Below are 14,872 nucleotides of genomic sequence, written 5' to 3'. Positions count from 1 at the left end.
GCCGTACTCATGATGATGGCCAATCGACAAAAAATGGATTAGCGTGGATTATCGACAGCGTGATTGTCGGCTAAAAAGTCGAACATAACATGCTGTTGTTGCTCAGCGACACTAAAGCTAACAAACATCCGCCAAACCATGTAATTACTGCTACATGAGCCATAGATTAACGTGCCTTTATAGCTGCTTTTGTCGTTTTCAGTTAAATTTAAAGGAATAACCCCCATAAACATATCTCTTCCTTCAACGCGTGCGCTCAATAATTTTACGGGTTTAGAGAAGGTTAATGAAACGGCTAAGGGCTGTTCACTTGGCGTCGAACCTGGTGAAATGCTTAAGCTGACATCAATGTCATTTATTGTTTGTTGACAAGGTTTTTGGGCAAACTGACATAAGGTTTGGTCTACGGTAAATGCAGCTATTTGTCCTGTTTCATCACCCTTTACAACACTATTATTAGGCTCGGAGCATGCACTTAATAAAAGCGTGCTAAGTAGGCTAATGACGGTAATGTTAATGCGAGTTATTTGCTTGTGTAGCACAATTTTTAACCTTTTGAATCATGGTGTTTACATTCTATACGTGGACTTTGATCTGGATCAATGTTGTACTCCGCATAATTCCTATCTTTTTTGATATTGCTCAAGTATCATTGCGATACTTAACATTAATTTACATTAATGCTGAGCAACACGTTGACTCAATCAAGTTTGTTTCGTAGGAAGCAGGCTTTTTAACGTCATTCTCTAACGGGTAAAGTGTCGCTTTACTCTAACAATAAGTACAAGTAATAAGCAGTGGAAGCAATATGATGAATCATTCCCAGCCTCAAGGCGCTGATTACAATTACACTGTTGTCCGCCAATTTGCATTAACCACAGTTTTGTGGGGAATCATTGGTATGTCAATCGGTGTATTGATCGCGGCCCAGTTAATATGGCCACAACTGAACTTTGATACTCCATGGCTAACGTACAGTCGTCTTCGACCTCTGCACACAAACGCTGTGATTTTCGCGTTCGGTACTTCAGCACTTTTTGCAACATCTTACTATATCGTCCAGCGCACCTGTCAAACCCGTCTATTTGCACCTAAGCTAGCTGCATTTACTTTCTGGGGATGGCAAGCAATCCTTTTATCAGCTGTTATTACTCTGCCACTGGGGCTAACCAGTAGCAAAGAGTATGCTGAACTAGAATGGCCTATCGATATCGCTATTGCCGTCGTTTGGGTAACTTATGCGATTGTATTCTTCGGTACCATCATTAAAAGAACAACCTCGCACATTTATGTTGCGAACTGGTTTTTTGGTGCCTTTATCATTACGGTAGCCGTACTGCACATAGTTAACTCTATGGCGATACCTGTGAGCATGTTTAAGTCTTACTCTCTCTACTCTGGCGCAGTTGATGCCATGGTGCAGTGGTGGTACGGACATAACGCGGTAGGTTTCCTACTGACAGCAGGTTTCCTAGGTATGATGTATTACTTCGTGCCTAAGCAAGCAGGTCGCCCTGTTTACTCATACCGTTTATCTATTGTTCACTTTTGGGCTTTGATTGCATTGTACATTTGGGCTGGTCCTCACCACCTACATTACACTGCTTTGCCTGACTGGACTCAATCACTGGGTATGGTCATGTCGCTTATCCTATTCGCGCCTTCTTGGGGTGGTATGATCAACGGTATTATGACGCTATCAGGTGCTTGGCATAAATTAAGAACCGATCCTATTCTACGCTTCCTCGTGGTGTCATTATCTTTCTATGGTATGTCTACCTTCGAAGGCCCAATGATGGCGATTAAGACCGTTAACGCATTGTCTCACTACACTGACTGGACCATTGGTCACGTTCACTCTGGTGCGCTTGGTTGGGTTGCGATGGTGTCGATTGGTTCGTTATATCACTTAATTCCTTCTGTTTATGGCCACGGTCGTATGTACAGCACTCAGTTGATCAACGTGCATTTCTGGTTGGCGACTATCGGTACCGTACTTTATATCGTATCTATGTGGATTTCGGGTGTTATGCAGGGTCTAATGTGGCGCGCAGTTAACTCTGACGGTACCTTGACCTACAGCTTCGTTGAAGGCTTAGAAGCATCGTATCCATTCTACTTTGTTCGTTTCTTAGGTGGCGTGTTCTTTGTCACGGGTATGTTGTTAATGGCATATAACGTGTTCAAGACCGTAAAAGCACCAAAAGAATCTTTGCCAGCACTTGCTGAAGCATAAGGGGTAGATTAGATGAAATTTAATCATGAGATAGTTGAGAAAAACATCGGTCTGCTGGGCATCTTTACCGTTATTGCAATCAGTTTCGGTGGCTTGGTACAGATCACTCCTCTACTTTTTCAAAAAGATACCACTGAACCTGTCGATGGATTACGCCCTTACACAGCCCTAGAGCTTGAAGGCCGTGATATTTATATCCGCGAAGGTTGTGTTGGTTGTCACAGCCAAATGATCCGTCCATTACGTGCAGAAACTGAACGTTATGGTCACTACTCAGTTGCTGGTGAGTCAGTGTGGGAACACCCATTCCTTTGGGGTTCTAAGCGTACTGGTCCTGATCTTGCTCGTGTAGGCGGACGTTACAGTGACAAGTGGCACGAAGTGCACTTAATCGATCCTCGTGCTGTGGTACCTCAGTCAAACATGCCTGGGTTCCCATGGTTAGCAGAAAACGTACTTGACGGTAAGTTAACTGCTCAAAAGATGGAAGTGTTCCGTGGTTTCGGTGTGCCGTACACTCAGGAAGATATCGACAATGCCAAGAAGGCCGTTGAAGGTAAAACTGAGATGCAGGCAATAATTGCATACCTACAGTCGCTAGGTCACGCACTGAAATAAATTGGAGGCATAAATATGGATTACGGCACAATACAAGGGATTATCACCATTGTTGTTATGTTGACGTTTGTCGGTATTTTTGCGTGGGCTTATAGCGGTCGTCGTAAGAATCAATTTGACGAAGCCGCTAACCTTGTTTTCTCGGATGACGAGAAAAACAAGGACTCAGGAGAGCATAAGTGATGATGAGTAGCTTCTGGAGTATTTGGATTACCGTACTCACAATCGTGGTAATCGCAGGATGTTTTATCCTATTAAGACTCGTCTCTAAAAACACTACTGGTGTTGAAGAAGGCAAGTCAATGGGCCATGCCTTTGATGGTATTGAAGAGCTCAATAACCCACTACCTAAGTGGTGGAGTTATATGTTTTATCTCACAATCGTTTTCGGTGTGATTTACCTCGCTCTTTACCCAGGTTTGGGTAACTACAAAGGCTTACTCGGCTGGTCAAGCTCGAACCAAAGCATTGGTACCGAGAATGGTATTAAAGCTGATTCTGCCGCCGCTATTGAACTAGCAGCAAAAGAAGGTCGCTGGGTGCAGTATGACCAAGAAGTGAAGAAAGCCGACGAAAAATTTGGTCCAATCTTCGCGGCTTACCTTGCAACACCGTTAGAAGAATTAGTTAAAGACGAAGAAGCATTGAAAGTCGGTGGTCGTCTCTTCCTACAAAATTGTGCACAGTGTCATGGTAGTGACGCCCGTGGTAGTACTGGCTTCCCTAACCTGACAGACAATGCATGGTTGTACGGTGGTGATTTAGCGACGATTAAAACGACGCTAATGAATGGTCGTCACGGTATGATGCCACCTAAAGGCGGTTTACCTATCGATGATAGCGAACTTGAAGGATTAGCTGAGTATGTGGTTAAGCTTTCTGGTCGTGAACACGACGCCGCACTGGCAGCTCAGGGGCAAGGCTCATTCATGAAAGGCTGTTTTGCCTGTCATGGCATGGACGGTACTGGTAACAAGTTTATGGGTGCCCCTAACCTGACTGACTCTGCTTGGTTATACGGCGGTAGTCGTGGCGTGATCGTTGAAAGCATCAAAAACGGCCGTTCTGGTGTCATGCCAGCATGGAAAGACGTTTTAGGTGAAGAGAAAGTTCACGTGATCACTGCTTACGTTTATAGCTTGTCAAACAAGTAGTTACATATAAGTAACATTAAGGCCTCGAGATGATCGGGGCCTTTTTTTTAGCTGTGCTTTTACTCAATTATCGGTAAAATGAGCCCAACAAATTCAACAGGTAGTTTTCATGAATACACCGCAAGCTTGGTATAAACAATTTTGGCCTTGGTTTCTAATTATTTTGCCCTTGTGCGCCGTCATCGCCAGCATTAATTTACTGATGGTGGCCATCGATACCCAGGACTCGCTCGTGTCTGAGGATTACTATAAAGATGGTAAAGCCATCAATATGGATCTGCGTAAAATTAAGCATGCCAAACAGTTAGGTTTACAGTTTGAGCTGATAGTTAATGATGATGAAGTGCGCATAGTGCAGCACGGTGGTGAAGCATATTTAGCGGCATTAAGCGTATCGTTTTTTCACCCCACCTTAAAGCAGCGTGACTTTAGCCAAATTACCACAGCCGATGGCAATCAGGTTTACCGTATCAAGTTGGCCGAACCTATCTCTGGCGCCTGGGAAGTACGACTCGAAGGATTCGATCAAACTTGGCGTATTCAACAGCGTCTTGATCTTAAAGACGCTGCTCAGTACTGGCTAAATTAGTTTTCACATGAATAACCTTGAGTGTTTTCATTGCAGCGAGCCAGTATTAACTGGCTCGCAGTTTGTCACCGTTATTGATAATACCCCGCAACCCATGTGCTGTCCGGGTTGCCAAGCGGTATCAAAGGCCATTATCGACGCTGGCTTGAGTAATTATTACCGTTACCGTACCGAGCCTGGTAACAAACAGACGGCACTGGTGCCTGAAGCACTCAATGCCAATTCAGCTTTTGACCTTAAAGAGGTCCAGCAAGATTTTGTCCATCAACAGGACAATATTAGTCAAGTTTCATTGACCATCGATGGCATAACCTGCGCTGCGTGTGCCTGGTTGATAGAACATAAGTTAAAGCTGGTCGATGGGATAGTGAACATTGCTGTTAACACCACCACAGAGCGAGCCTTGGTGACTTGGGACCAAAGCCGAATTAAGCTTAGTGAGATCCTCAATTTAATCAGTAATATCGGCTACCAGGCAGCGCCTTATCAAGTCGATGATGAAGAGATCCAGACCAAAAAAAATAGCCGTAAATTTTTATTAAGACTCGGGCTAGCCGGCTTTGCCACCATGCAGGTGATGATGTTCGCCCTCGCCCTCTATTCCGAATACTTTACCGATCTGGATGTTGAATACCGCGACTATTTCCGCTGGGTCAGCATGATGTTTGCCGCACCAGTGGTGTTCTACTCGGCACAGCCTTTCTATTTTAGTGCCATTCGCTCCATGCTTTCGGGGCGGTTAAATATGGACGTGTCGGTGTCGATTGCTATTTGCGGCGCCTATATTGCCAGTTGTATTGCTACCGTCAGCGGCCAAGGAGAGGTCTATTTTGAATCGGTCAGCATGTTCACTTTCTTCTTGCTGTTGGGGCGTTACCTTGAGCAAAACGCGCGTCAAAAAGCGTCCGTCAGCTCCAATAATTTACATAAACTGATCCCCTTAACCGCACATTTAGTTGATGCTGACGGCCAGCACAGTGAAGTTCCTGCGAAACGTTTACGCATTGGCGACATTATTCTCATTAAACCGGGTGAAACCATTAGCGCCGATGGCGATATTATTGAAGGTAGCAGCAGTGTTAACGAAGCAATGTTAACTGGCGAGCAGATGCCGGTGACTAAACGGATGTCGAGCCAAGTATTTGCAGGCACTATCAATGTTGACCACCCAATTAAGGTGCGCGTCACTGCCATCGGACAAGATCAGTTAGTCGCTGAGATCATTCGCCTGCAAGAAGCCGCATCCAACAACAAGCCTGCAGTAGCGTTATACGTTGATACCATCTCTAATTATTTTACTTGGACGATTTTGATTATCGCCTTGTTAACCTACCTAGTGTGGAAGGCCTATTGGCCTGAAGATGCTTTTTGGGTGACCTTATCAGTACTGGTCGCGACCTGCCCCTGCGCACTAGCGCTTGCAACCCCTACCGCCGTCACTTGCGCTACTGGGTTATTTACACGAATGGGTGTCGTAGCGCGTCAATCGGGCGTATTTGAAAAGCTGCCGCTAATTAATCATGTGGTGTTTGATAAAACAGGCACCCTCACCTGTGGCAGCCTGACGGTGGCAAACACTCGGTTACACAGTGATATTAACCAAGCGCAAGCATTGGCCTTAGCGGCGGCATTAGAGTCCACATCACTTCATCCAATCGCGCGTGCCTTTGAACGTTATCGCGCCGATGATATTCGGGTCACTGATAGCCGTAATCATGCGGGTTCAGGTATTGAAGGAATGATAAATCAGCAGCACTATATTATTGGCAGTGCTGATTTTATACACCAGCGTCTTGGTATTGAGTGCCCGCCTAGTGCGCAGCAATGTGTTTACCTTAGCCGCGATAAACAGCTCATTGCCAGCTTCGAATTAATTGATAACATTCGCCCCGATGCCTTAACGACCGTTAACTTGCTACGCGGATCAGGCTGTGAGGTGAGCATTGCCAGTGGCGATAACTCAGCTCATGTTGATGAAGTGGCTCGCGCTATGGGCATAACCAATGTGCATAAAGCACTTAAGCCACAAGACAAGTTACGCCTAATTGAACACTTGCAACAGACACAGCAAGTCGCCATGTTTGGCGATGGTATTAACGATGCACCAGTATTAGCCGGCGCGAATTTGTCTGTGGCTATGGGCAGCGGTGCTGCCATAACCAAAAACAGTGCCGATCTCATTTTACTAGGTGATCAACTGGCCCGCTTTACTGATGCAATGGTGGTTGCCAAGTTAACCGGTAAAATCATTAAGCAAAATCTCTTTTGGGCGTTGGGCTACAACTTATTTATTATTCCGTTAGCGGTCACAGGCCACGTCGTGCCCTACATCGCTGCTATCGGCATGTCAGCCAGTTCACTTATTGTCGTGGCAAACAGCCTTAGACTATTGAAGGTACGAGTATGAGTATTATCTATGTGTTAATCCCCATTGCGATGTTGTTTGTACTCATCGCGGTAGGGATTTTTTTCTGGGCAGTAAAATCTGAGCAGTTTGATGATCTTGACCGCCAAAGCGTATCAATCTTGTTTGATGATGACGTCAAGCCGTCAACGTCAAAAGACGATGAGAGCAAACCGCAGTGATCGACTTTACCGTTACTGGTGCGTTTATTGTGGGCTTGATGGGCGCTGGTCATTGTATCGGTATGTGTGGTGGACTCGTGGGGGCGATATCGCAGCAGATGCCTTCTCAAACGAAAGGCAATGCACTGGCGGCTAAACTGCAATTTATTATCAGCTATAACACCGGACGTATCCTCAGTTATACCCTAGCTGGCGCCTTAATTGGTGGCTCGGCCAGCTTACTCAGTACCCTGTTTAGTTTAGATATCTACTTGCTCACTATGCGTATGTTGGCAGGGGTAATGATGATCGCCACTGGATTATATATCGCCAAAATTTGGTCTGGCATAGTGCAAGTAGAGCGACTCGGAAAACGGGTTTGGCAGGTGTTAGGCCCCATAGCCAATCGCTTACTGCCCATTAAAAGTTTAAAACAAGCTTTTGTGGCTGGCGTAATCTGGGGCTGGTTACCTTGCGGTTTGGTTTACAGCACCTTGACCTGGGCAGTGGCGGCGAATTCGGCGCAACAAGGGGCGCTGATCATGGCGGCGTTTGGACTCGGTACTCTACCAGCACTATTCAGTGCTGGTGTCGCAGCGCAAGTGTTTGCCCAATTCGTGTTACGAAATTCGGTGCGTATGATCAGCGGCCTTCTGTTAGTTGGCTTTGGCATACACACTTTGTATATTGCAATTGCGCAGCTAAACTAGCTCACTCTATTAAATTAGTTTAACATGGGCATAACTGTGAAATTCGAGAGATATTATGACGGATACCATTAAAAATCGTCGTTCAGCAGCTCCTGGCTGCGCTATTCATTGTCATGACTGTAGTATGGGTAGCCTTTGCATACCTTTCACATTAAATAACAATGAATTAGATCAGCTCGACGAGATCATTGAGCGTAAGAAGCCGATTCAAAAAGGTGAGCAGATTTTTAAATCTGGTGACGTACTAAAATCTCTCTATGCCATTCGCTCAGGTACCATTAAAAGCTTTACCATTACCGAGCAAGGCGATGAACAGATCACAGGTTTTCATTTGGCTGGCGATGTGATCGGTTTTGATGGTATTCACTCACAAATTCATCAGAGTTTCGCCCAAGCATTAGAAACCTCAATGGTGTGTGAAATTCCCTATGAAACCCTAGACGATTTATCTGGTACCATGCCTAAATTACGTCAGCAGATCATGCGCTTAATGAGTAACGAGATTCAAAGCGACCAAGAGATGATCTTATTACTGAGTAAGAAAAATGCCGAAGAGCGCCTCGCCGCTTTTATCAGTAATCTCGCTAATCGTTTTGGTAATCGTGGTTTCTCACCTAAAGAATTTCGCTTAACCATGACCCGTGGTGATATCGGCAACTATCTTGGCTTGACGGTCGAAACCATCAGCCGACTACTCGGCCGTTTTCAAAAATCAGAATTGATTGAAGTAAAAGGGAAGTATATTACTATCATCGATTTTGAGTCACTTAATAAACTCGCGGGTAACAATAAAATCGGTCGTTAAACAAGCGAATAAATGGGTAAACTTGATCTAAAACAAGGCAATTTACCCGTTATCGACCATTATTAAATTACAACGTCAGATAAAGGAATAATCTATGAAGGACTATCATAAAATCCTTGTTGTAGTGGACCCTACAAGCGATGAGCAACCGGCACTTGCAAGAGCTGTTGAGCTTGCCGTTAAAAACCATGCCGAAATTACGGTATTCTTGTCTATATTCGATTTTTCCTACGAAATGACCTCCATACTATCGGGCCAAGAACGCGAAGCCATGCGTCAAGGCGTGATAGCGCAGCGTCAAGCATGGTTAGCCGATATTTTGTTGCAATACAAAGATAGCGGTATCGATATTCAAAGTGAAGTCGTGTGGCATAATCGCCCGTTTGAAAGCATTATTCTACATGCGATCGAAGGCGAATTTGACCTCATTGTTAAAGGTACCCATCAGCACGATAAGCTTAAATCGGTGATTTTCACCCCTACCGACTGGCACCTAATGCGTAAAGCGCCTGTGCCGGTACTGCTGGTTAAAGAACATGACTGGCCAGTAGCAGGAAAAATACTGTGTGCCATCAACGTGGCATCAGAAGATGACGATCATCAAACCCTTAATGGCAAGATAATCGAACACGGCCAAGACTTAGCCAAGAAGTTTGATGCTAAAGTGCATCTCGTTAATGGTTATCCAGGCACACCGGTAAACTTAGCGATTGAACTGCCCGACTTTGATGCACATACCTATAGCGAAACCATTCGCATGCAGCATGAACAACGAGTTTGGCATTTGGCCAATCAATATGGCATCTCAACGGATTTTTGTCATATTAAAGAAGGGTTACCTGAAGATGTTATCCCTGAACTGGCTGAACAACTCGATGCAGAACTGGTGATCCTTGGCACCGTTGGTCGTACCGGATTTTCGGCAGCATTAATTGGTAATACCGCGGAGCATGTTATCGATAGCATTAATTGTGATTTATTGGCAGTTAAACCTGATGGTTATAAGTCACCGCTCGAAGATGAGTAACAGCTAACGCACCGCTTCTTTAGACCATTGATTTAAGCTATACTACGCGCCCAGAATTTGATGATACTAGGCGCGTTTTTTATTATGTCTGATGATACTCTCTTAAAAAAACAGACCACACGGTTAAATAAGCTACAGAAGCGTCTTAGACGTGAAGTGGGTAGCGCTATCGCTGATTACAATATGATTGAAGACGGTGATACTGTCATGTGCTGCCTTTCGGGTGGCAAAGATAGTTACGCAATGCTCGACATTTTACTTAATTTACAGCAGCGTGCGCCGATCTCTTTTAAACTGGTTGCAGTCAATCTTGATCAAAAGCAACCGGGTTTCCCTGAAGATATTTTGCCAGCGTATCTTGATACGTTAAATGTACCGTATCATATTCTTGAAAAAGACACCTACTCTATCGTTAAAGATAAGATCCCTGAAGGTAAAACCACTTGCTCTTTGTGCAGTCGTTTACGCCGAGGCACCTTATACGGTTTTGCGCAGCAGATAGGTGCCAACAAAATTGCGCTTGGCCACCACCGCGACGACATTATCGAAACTCTGTTTTTAAACATGTTTTATGCGGGCAAACTAAAAGCCATGCCACCTAAATTACTCTCAGATGATGGCGCTAACGTGGTTATTCGTCCCTTGGCGTACAGCCGAGAGAAAGACATTGCCGAGTACGCCGCCTTAAAAGATTTTCCAATCATCCCTTGTAACCTGTGTGGTTCACAAGAAAATCTTAAACGCGCAGCCGTAAAAGAGATGCTTAGCACCTGGGACAAACAGTTTCCTGGCCGTATCGAAACGATTTTTACCGCTATGCAAAATACTAGCCCATCGCAAGGGGTAGACAGAGCGCAATTTGACTTTACTTCGCTTACGCGCGATCCAGACGCCCCGATGAAAGGTGATGTGGCCGAATCAGATCTGCCCGCCTTTGATTTTCTCGATATTGCCAATAACGGTCATATCGACTTAGATGCGGCTAAGCGCAATACCGATGCCTTAAAAATTGAGGTTGTCAGTACCTATACGCCTTAGCATTTAATGCCCAGAGCGCGACATAAAAAAACCTCCGATGGAGGTTTTTTTATGTCTGTGATTTTTATCCGTTATCGACGATTAACCCTCTATAAAACAACCTGTAAAGGGCTGAGTAACAAGCTATCTGTTATTTATCGCTAGCATTGACCCAAGGGCTGACGACATCAGGGCGGCGATCAAAGCTAATGCTATCTAGCTGATTGATACGTTCACGAGACAATCGGAAAATACCTTCGAAGCCAATGGTTTCGCCATCAATCTTTACTGTTGCGGCTTGGTCAAATTCAAAGTTAAGGCCACGAATATCATCAGTAAAATAACGCATAGGGAAGCCCTGCATGGTATGCAGTAGATCATCCATTTGTGCTTGCAACATGACTAAGTCAGCTTGTTGATATTGCGGCTGTGTTTGCTTGGCGCGTATTTGCATCGCAATGCCACATTGGCTGGCGTCATTTTCCATCTCTAAATGCACTAATGCCCTGTCCGATTTAAGCCTGCCATCATAGGGAATAAAAATGCGCTGCGAGTCAGTAATGGTTAATGGGAACTGCTCTTTTTCGGTCGCAATATAGCCACTTATTACCACGCAGCCTTGCGCTTTGGGTACTGAAAAAGTTAACTCAATCAACGGATAATGGCCTTTACTCACCTGTTTAAGACGTTGATAAAAACCTTGGTATTCCAGCGATATCGGCGTTGCTTGAGCAGTAATACTGCCAAGCAGTAGGCAACTAAACAGCAGAGCCTTGTTCATAGTTTTCCACCAAAAATTGATTATTGTGACGTAACATATCGAGCAATTCTTCGATATAAGCTTCTTGTCGTTCAGAATAATTGAGCAAACCATAGACTAATTTGTCAGCTCTAACGTGCTCCCCTTGAGCGCGTAGATCGGCACGAATAGATCGCAATAGCGAATAGGCGGCGTTCGAATTTAAATTACGCATGTAAGAGCCCACAGAATCATCGACACTGTTAAACACGGCGACTTCATGGCTCATCCCTTCACTGCGTGATTGTGGTACAAGACCACAGCCTTTTCTAAAGCACCATTGACCAAAAAAGTTAAGTCCCTCTTTAGCAAAGCGGCTACTGCCCCAACCCGTTTCATTGGCAGCCTGAATTAATACTAAGTCTTCTGGGATAATATCGACACGTCTAAGTAACTGATTAAGATTCTCAACGGTCACGCTGCGCATGCTGTATTGGTATTTACTGGCTAATTGCTGAATACGAAACTGCTCCGCTTCAGAAAGCACTTCTTCGTCTGCGAGATGTTGTTGCGCTGCAAGCAGAAACTTGCGCTCTTCTGCAATAATATTATTGTGATGCTGCACTGCAGGGCGTAAGAAATCAAAGAAAGCTTTTTTCTTTTCTGCCACATCGGCAATCGCTTCGAAATTTGGGATTTGGCTGTATTGACGCTTATTTTTTAATAACTGGCCTTGGCTGCTCTCTTCGCTGGGCTGCTGGTCAACCAGCAAGAGCTTCACCGCCAATAGGGCTGCCACCACAATGGCCAACGATAAGATAACTTTATTTATACTACCTGTTTTCAAATTGCTAACTCTTTTAAGGGTTTAGGAGGAGATTATATGCGATTTGTGCCGCAAAACAAAACCGCTATGCCTCAAGGCATTATTCGCTATAATATCTCGCGATATATTGGGGATTCAGGAAGGAAAAACCCGCATGCACAACTCTGCACTTAATCAATTTACAAATGTGGTTGCCATTGGTGGCGGTCATGGGCTGGGACGAGTGCTTTCTGCATTATCATTTTTAGGCCCGAGGCTGACAGGCATTGTGGCCACCACTGATAATGGTGGCTCAACGGGGCGATTAAGACAGCAGCAAGATTGCATTGCATGGGGAGATTTACGCAATTGTTTATCACAACTTGCATCGCGGCCATCTGTAGGCTCACTATTATTTGAATACCGCTTTAGTGGCCAGCATGAGTTAAATAATCATAACCTCGGCAACCTTATTTTATTGGCGCTCGATGAACTTTGTGTCCGCCCTCTTGATGCCGTTAACTTGATCCGTAAGCTGCTCAATATCGAAACCCAAGTGATCCCAATGTCGGAGCAGCCAACCCATTTAGTCGCCATACAATCTTGTGGTACTAAGATTTTAGGCGAGGTGGAAGTGGATGGTATGACAGAATCGCCTATCGCTTTATCACTTGAGCCAATGGTTGAGGCAACAGCCGAAGCCTGCAATGCGATAAAAGCCGCCGATTTGATTATTTTAGGCCCTGGTAGTTTTCTCACCAGTATCATGCCGCCCTTATTATTGCCTATCTTAAGCGAAGCTTTGGCGAGCAGTAACGGCAAGGTTATTTTTATCGATAACTTAACTGCCGAGCCGTCATCGGCAGTGGATTTTAGTCTCGAAAAACGCTTACATTGGTGCGAGCAAGTGCTGGGGAATAAAGTGATTAACCACGTATTAAGCCATGGTGAGCAGTGCCACACTGAAGGTAATATCACCTACTTTCCGCTGCGCAGTAAACATCATGTAGGCCTACATGATCGCAGCGCTTTAGCTGAAGCTATCTCCTTTATCACTCAGCTGCCTACGCTCGAATCTTAATGGCTTAACCACCACTCACATCGCTTAAACACGATACAAAGCGAAAGCACTAAAAAAACGGTTAGCGCGTAAGGCGATAACCGTTTTATGAAGAACACATGTGATCAGTACATTAGCGTCGTTGTAATTTACACCACTTGCGCGATAGCCTTGCAGATTGCTGGCATATTGTCACGGGTCATCCCCGCCACACTGATACGGCCAGATCCGACAATATAAATACCAAACTCGTCACGTAGACGTTCGACTTGGGCTTTGTTCAGCCCAGAGAAGCTAAACATGCCATTTTGCGTCGAAATAAAGCTAAAATCTTGGCTAACACCAGCGCTTTTAAGAGTATCAACAAACAGAACCCGCATCTGAGCAATACGTTCACGCATCTGTTGTAGCTCTTCTTCCCACATAGCTCTTAATTCATTGTCACCCAAAATGGTGGCTACGATCAGCGCGCCATGAGCCGGAGGATTAGAATAGTTACCTCGAATAGTGCTCTTCACCTGGCTAAATGCAGTTTTAGCTGTGTCTTGATCTTTCGCCACCAAAGTAACAGCGCCAATACGTTCGTTATAGAGGCCGAAGTTTTTAGAAAATGAGTTAGCCACGATCAGTTCAGGAACGATATCGGCAACCAAACGTAACCCTTGGGCATCTTCTTCAACACCGTCACCAAAGCCTTGGTAGGCAAAATCGAATAAGGGCACTAATTCTTTTTGTAAACATAACTCAGCAACGGCTTGCCATTGGTTCTGATTAAGATCGATACCCGTTGGGTTATGACAACAGCCATGCAACAGCACTAAGTCCCCAGCTTTGGCGGTGGCTAAATCAGCCAGCATTGCGTCAAAATCCATGCTATGAGTTGGCGCATCATAATAACGATACTGTTTTACTTGCAGCTGGGCAGACTGAAAAATATTGTTGTGGTTGGCCCAGGTTGGGTTACTCACCCAAATGGTATTAGAGTCAGTATTGCGTGCCACAAATTCAGCAGCCACTCGCAGAGAACCTGTACCGCCTGGCGCCTGAGCGGTCACGGTACGTTGTTGTTGCAATACTTGATGTTGCTCACCAAAAAGCAATGTTTGTACCGCGCTGTTATAAGCCTGTACGCCATCGATACCGAGATAACTTTTACTTGTTTCATTATCAAGCAGTTTTTGCTCTGCTAATTTAACCGACTTAAGAATAGGAGTTTGACCTGACTCATCCTTATAGATCCCTACTCCCAAATTAACTTTATCTGAACGTGGGTCGGCTTTAAAAGCATCGGTAAGGCCAAGAATGGGATCGGCTGGAGCCAGTTCTACCTGGTTAAATATCATGACAGCATTCCTAAAAATTAGAGTAAATGTAGGGAGTTCGCCGCCATTTATACCATTGTCGACGACGGCTTCATAGCGGATTTTCATCAGCATCCGTTTTTTTGCGTTGCGATAGGGTTTATCTCATTTTTCTGCTTAATAACTATCGATATTGCAATATATGGGTAAGATTTTCACGTTCGGTTAATTGCGTAGCGATGACAC

General features: G+C 44.8%; 16 protein-coding genes. 12 read left to right on the top strand and 4 right to left on the bottom strand.

Going from position 1 to position 14,872, the window contains the following annotated elements:
• Window positions 1–38 precede the first annotated feature (38 nt).
• Window positions 39–542: a hypothetical protein gene (locus AC5YBZ_RS08960; protein WP_475516857.1), complete on the bottom strand. Its 504-nt coding sequence runs from the start codon at window positions 540–542 to the stop codon at window positions 39–41.
• 266 nt (window positions 543–808) lie between these two features.
• Here AC5YBZ_RS08960 and ccoN point away from each other — a divergent pair, with 266 nt between their 5' ends.
• The 11 genes from ccoN to ttcA all read left to right on the top strand — a co-directional run bounded on the left by ccoN (window position 809) and on the right by ttcA (window position 10,742).
• A complete protein-coding gene (gene ccoN, locus AC5YBZ_RS08955) occupies window positions 809–2,236 on the top strand; it encodes a cytochrome-c oxidase, cbb3-type subunit I (RefSeq protein ID WP_494519106.1) in 1,428 nt (475 codons plus the stop codon).
• Between the two features lie 12 nt (window positions 2,237–2,248).
• A complete protein-coding gene (ccoO, locus tag AC5YBZ_RS08950) occupies window positions 2,249–2,854 on the top strand; it encodes a cytochrome-c oxidase, cbb3-type subunit II (protein WP_475516856.1) in 606 nt (201 codons plus the stop codon).
• Window positions 2,855–2,869: 15 nt separating this feature from the next.
• A complete protein-coding gene (locus AC5YBZ_RS08945; RefSeq protein WP_475516855.1) occupies window positions 2,870–3,037 on the top strand; it encodes a cbb3-type cytochrome oxidase subunit 3 in 168 nt (55 codons plus the stop codon).
• 2 nt (window positions 3,038–3,039) lie between these two features.
• Complete coding sequence (gene ccoP, locus AC5YBZ_RS08940; protein ID WP_475516980.1) at window positions 3,040–4,008, top strand: cytochrome-c oxidase, cbb3-type subunit III; 969 nt, start codon at window positions 3,040–3,042, stop codon at window positions 4,006–4,008.
• A gap of 109 nt (window positions 4,009–4,117) precedes the next feature.
• Window positions 4,118–4,597, top strand: coding sequence for a FixH family protein (locus AC5YBZ_RS08935; protein WP_494519107.1), 480 nt, complete (start codon window positions 4,118–4,120; stop codon window positions 4,595–4,597).
• Between the two features lie 7 nt (window positions 4,598–4,604).
• The gene (locus AC5YBZ_RS08930) at window positions 4,605–7,004 is read left to right on the top strand and encodes a heavy metal translocating P-type ATPase (RefSeq protein ID WP_494519108.1); all 2,400 of its coding nucleotides are present in this window, start codon (window positions 4,605–4,607) and stop codon (window positions 7,002–7,004) included.
• Complete coding sequence (gene ccoS / locus AC5YBZ_RS08925; protein ID WP_494519109.1) at window positions 7,001–7,183, top strand: cbb3-type cytochrome oxidase assembly protein CcoS; 183 nt, start codon at window positions 7,001–7,003, stop codon at window positions 7,181–7,183. The genes AC5YBZ_RS08930 and ccoS overlap by 4 nt, the downstream gene beginning before the upstream one ends.
• Window positions 7,180–7,872, top strand: a complete 693-nt coding sequence (locus AC5YBZ_RS08920; RefSeq protein WP_494519110.1) for a sulfite exporter TauE/SafE family protein — start codon at window positions 7,180–7,182, stop codon at window positions 7,870–7,872. The genes ccoS and AC5YBZ_RS08920 overlap by 4 nt, the downstream gene beginning before the upstream one ends.
• A 55-nt stretch (window positions 7,873–7,927) precedes the next feature.
• Window positions 7,928–8,677 (top strand): electron transport transcriptional regulator EtrA, encoded by a 750-nt coding sequence (etrA, locus tag AC5YBZ_RS08915; protein ID WP_494519111.1) that lies wholly within the window; start codon window positions 7,928–7,930, stop codon window positions 8,675–8,677.
• A 94-nt stretch (window positions 8,678–8,771) separates the two neighbouring features.
• A complete protein-coding gene (gene uspE, locus AC5YBZ_RS08910) occupies window positions 8,772–9,704 on the top strand; it encodes a universal stress protein UspE (protein ID WP_494519112.1) in 933 nt (310 codons plus the stop codon).
• Between the two features lie 84 nt (window positions 9,705–9,788).
• Window positions 9,789–10,742 carry a tRNA 2-thiocytidine(32) synthetase TtcA gene (gene ttcA, locus AC5YBZ_RS08905; protein ID WP_494519113.1) on the top strand — a complete coding sequence of 318 codons (954 nt, stop codon included), beginning with the start codon at window positions 9,789–9,791 and terminating at the stop codon, window positions 10,740–10,742.
• A gap of 130 nt (window positions 10,743–10,872) precedes the next feature.
• Here the strand turns inward: ttcA and AC5YBZ_RS08900 are convergent, their stop codons facing one another.
• Entirely contained in the window at window positions 10,873–11,502 is a 630-nt protein-coding gene (locus AC5YBZ_RS08900) for a DUF2987 domain-containing protein (RefSeq protein WP_494519114.1), read from the bottom strand.
• A complete protein-coding gene (locus AC5YBZ_RS08895; RefSeq protein WP_494519115.1) occupies window positions 11,480–12,307 on the bottom strand; it encodes a glucosaminidase domain-containing protein in 828 nt (275 codons plus the stop codon). The genes AC5YBZ_RS08900 and AC5YBZ_RS08895 overlap by 23 nt, the downstream gene beginning before the upstream one ends.
• 133 nt (window positions 12,308–12,440) lie before the next feature.
• Between AC5YBZ_RS08895 and yvcK the strand changes: the two genes are divergently transcribed.
• Window positions 12,441–13,346: a uridine diphosphate-N-acetylglucosamine-binding protein YvcK gene (gene yvcK / locus AC5YBZ_RS08890; protein WP_494519116.1), complete on the top strand. Its 906-nt coding sequence runs from the start codon at window positions 12,441–12,443 to the stop codon at window positions 13,344–13,346.
• Window positions 13,347–13,474: 128 nt separating this feature from the next.
• Here the strand turns inward: yvcK and AC5YBZ_RS08885 are convergent, their stop codons facing one another.
• Window positions 13,475–14,668 carry an amino acid aminotransferase gene (locus AC5YBZ_RS08885; protein ID WP_494543689.1) on the bottom strand — a complete coding sequence of 398 codons (1,194 nt, stop codon included), beginning with the start codon at window positions 14,666–14,668 and terminating at the stop codon, window positions 13,475–13,477.
• Window positions 14,669–14,872: the final 204 nt, after the last annotated feature.

The sequence above is a fragment of the Shewanella sp. 553 genome (assembly GCF_059338375.1).
This window is presented reverse-complemented; position numbering and strand designations above follow the sequence as displayed.

Bases quoted from the DNA above. Each gene is read 5' to 3' on its own strand.
- ccoN (WP_494519106.1), top strand. From the start codon at position 809: ATGATGAATCATTCCCAGCCTCAAGGCGCTGATTACAATTACACTGTT.
- ccoO (WP_475516856.1), top strand. From the start codon at position 2,249: ATGAAATTTAATCATGAGATAGTTGAGAAAAACATCGGTCTGCTGGGC.
- AC5YBZ_RS08945 (WP_475516855.1), top strand. From the start codon at position 2,870: ATGGATTACGGCACAATACAAGGGATTATCACCATTGTTGTTATGTTG.
- ccoP (WP_475516980.1), top strand. From the start codon at position 3,040: ATGAGTAGCTTCTGGAGTATTTGGATTACCGTACTCACAATCGTGGTA.
- AC5YBZ_RS08935 (WP_494519107.1), top strand. From the start codon at position 4,118: ATGAATACACCGCAAGCTTGGTATAAACAATTTTGGCCTTGGTTTCTA.
- AC5YBZ_RS08930 (WP_494519108.1), top strand. From the start codon at position 4,605: ATGAATAACCTTGAGTGTTTTCATTGCAGCGAGCCAGTATTAACTGGC.
- ccoS (WP_494519109.1), top strand. From the start codon at position 7,001: ATGAGTATTATCTATGTGTTAATCCCCATTGCGATGTTGTTTGTACTC.
- etrA (WP_494519111.1), top strand. From the start codon at position 7,928: ATGACGGATACCATTAAAAATCGTCGTTCAGCAGCTCCTGGCTGCGCT.
- uspE (WP_494519112.1), top strand. From the start codon at position 8,772: ATGAAGGACTATCATAAAATCCTTGTTGTAGTGGACCCTACAAGCGAT.
- ttcA (WP_494519113.1), top strand. From the start codon at position 9,789: ATGTCTGATGATACTCTCTTAAAAAAACAGACCACACGGTTAAATAAG.
- AC5YBZ_RS08900 (WP_494519114.1), bottom strand. From the start codon at position 11,502: ATGAACAAGGCTCTGCTGTTTAGTTGCCTACTGCTTGGCAGTATTACT.
- yvcK (WP_494519116.1), top strand. From the start codon at position 12,441: ATGCACAACTCTGCACTTAATCAATTTACAAATGTGGTTGCCATTGGT.
- AC5YBZ_RS08885 (WP_494543689.1), bottom strand. From the start codon at position 14,668: ATGATATTTAACCAGGTAGAACTGGCTCCAGCCGATCCCATTCTTGGC.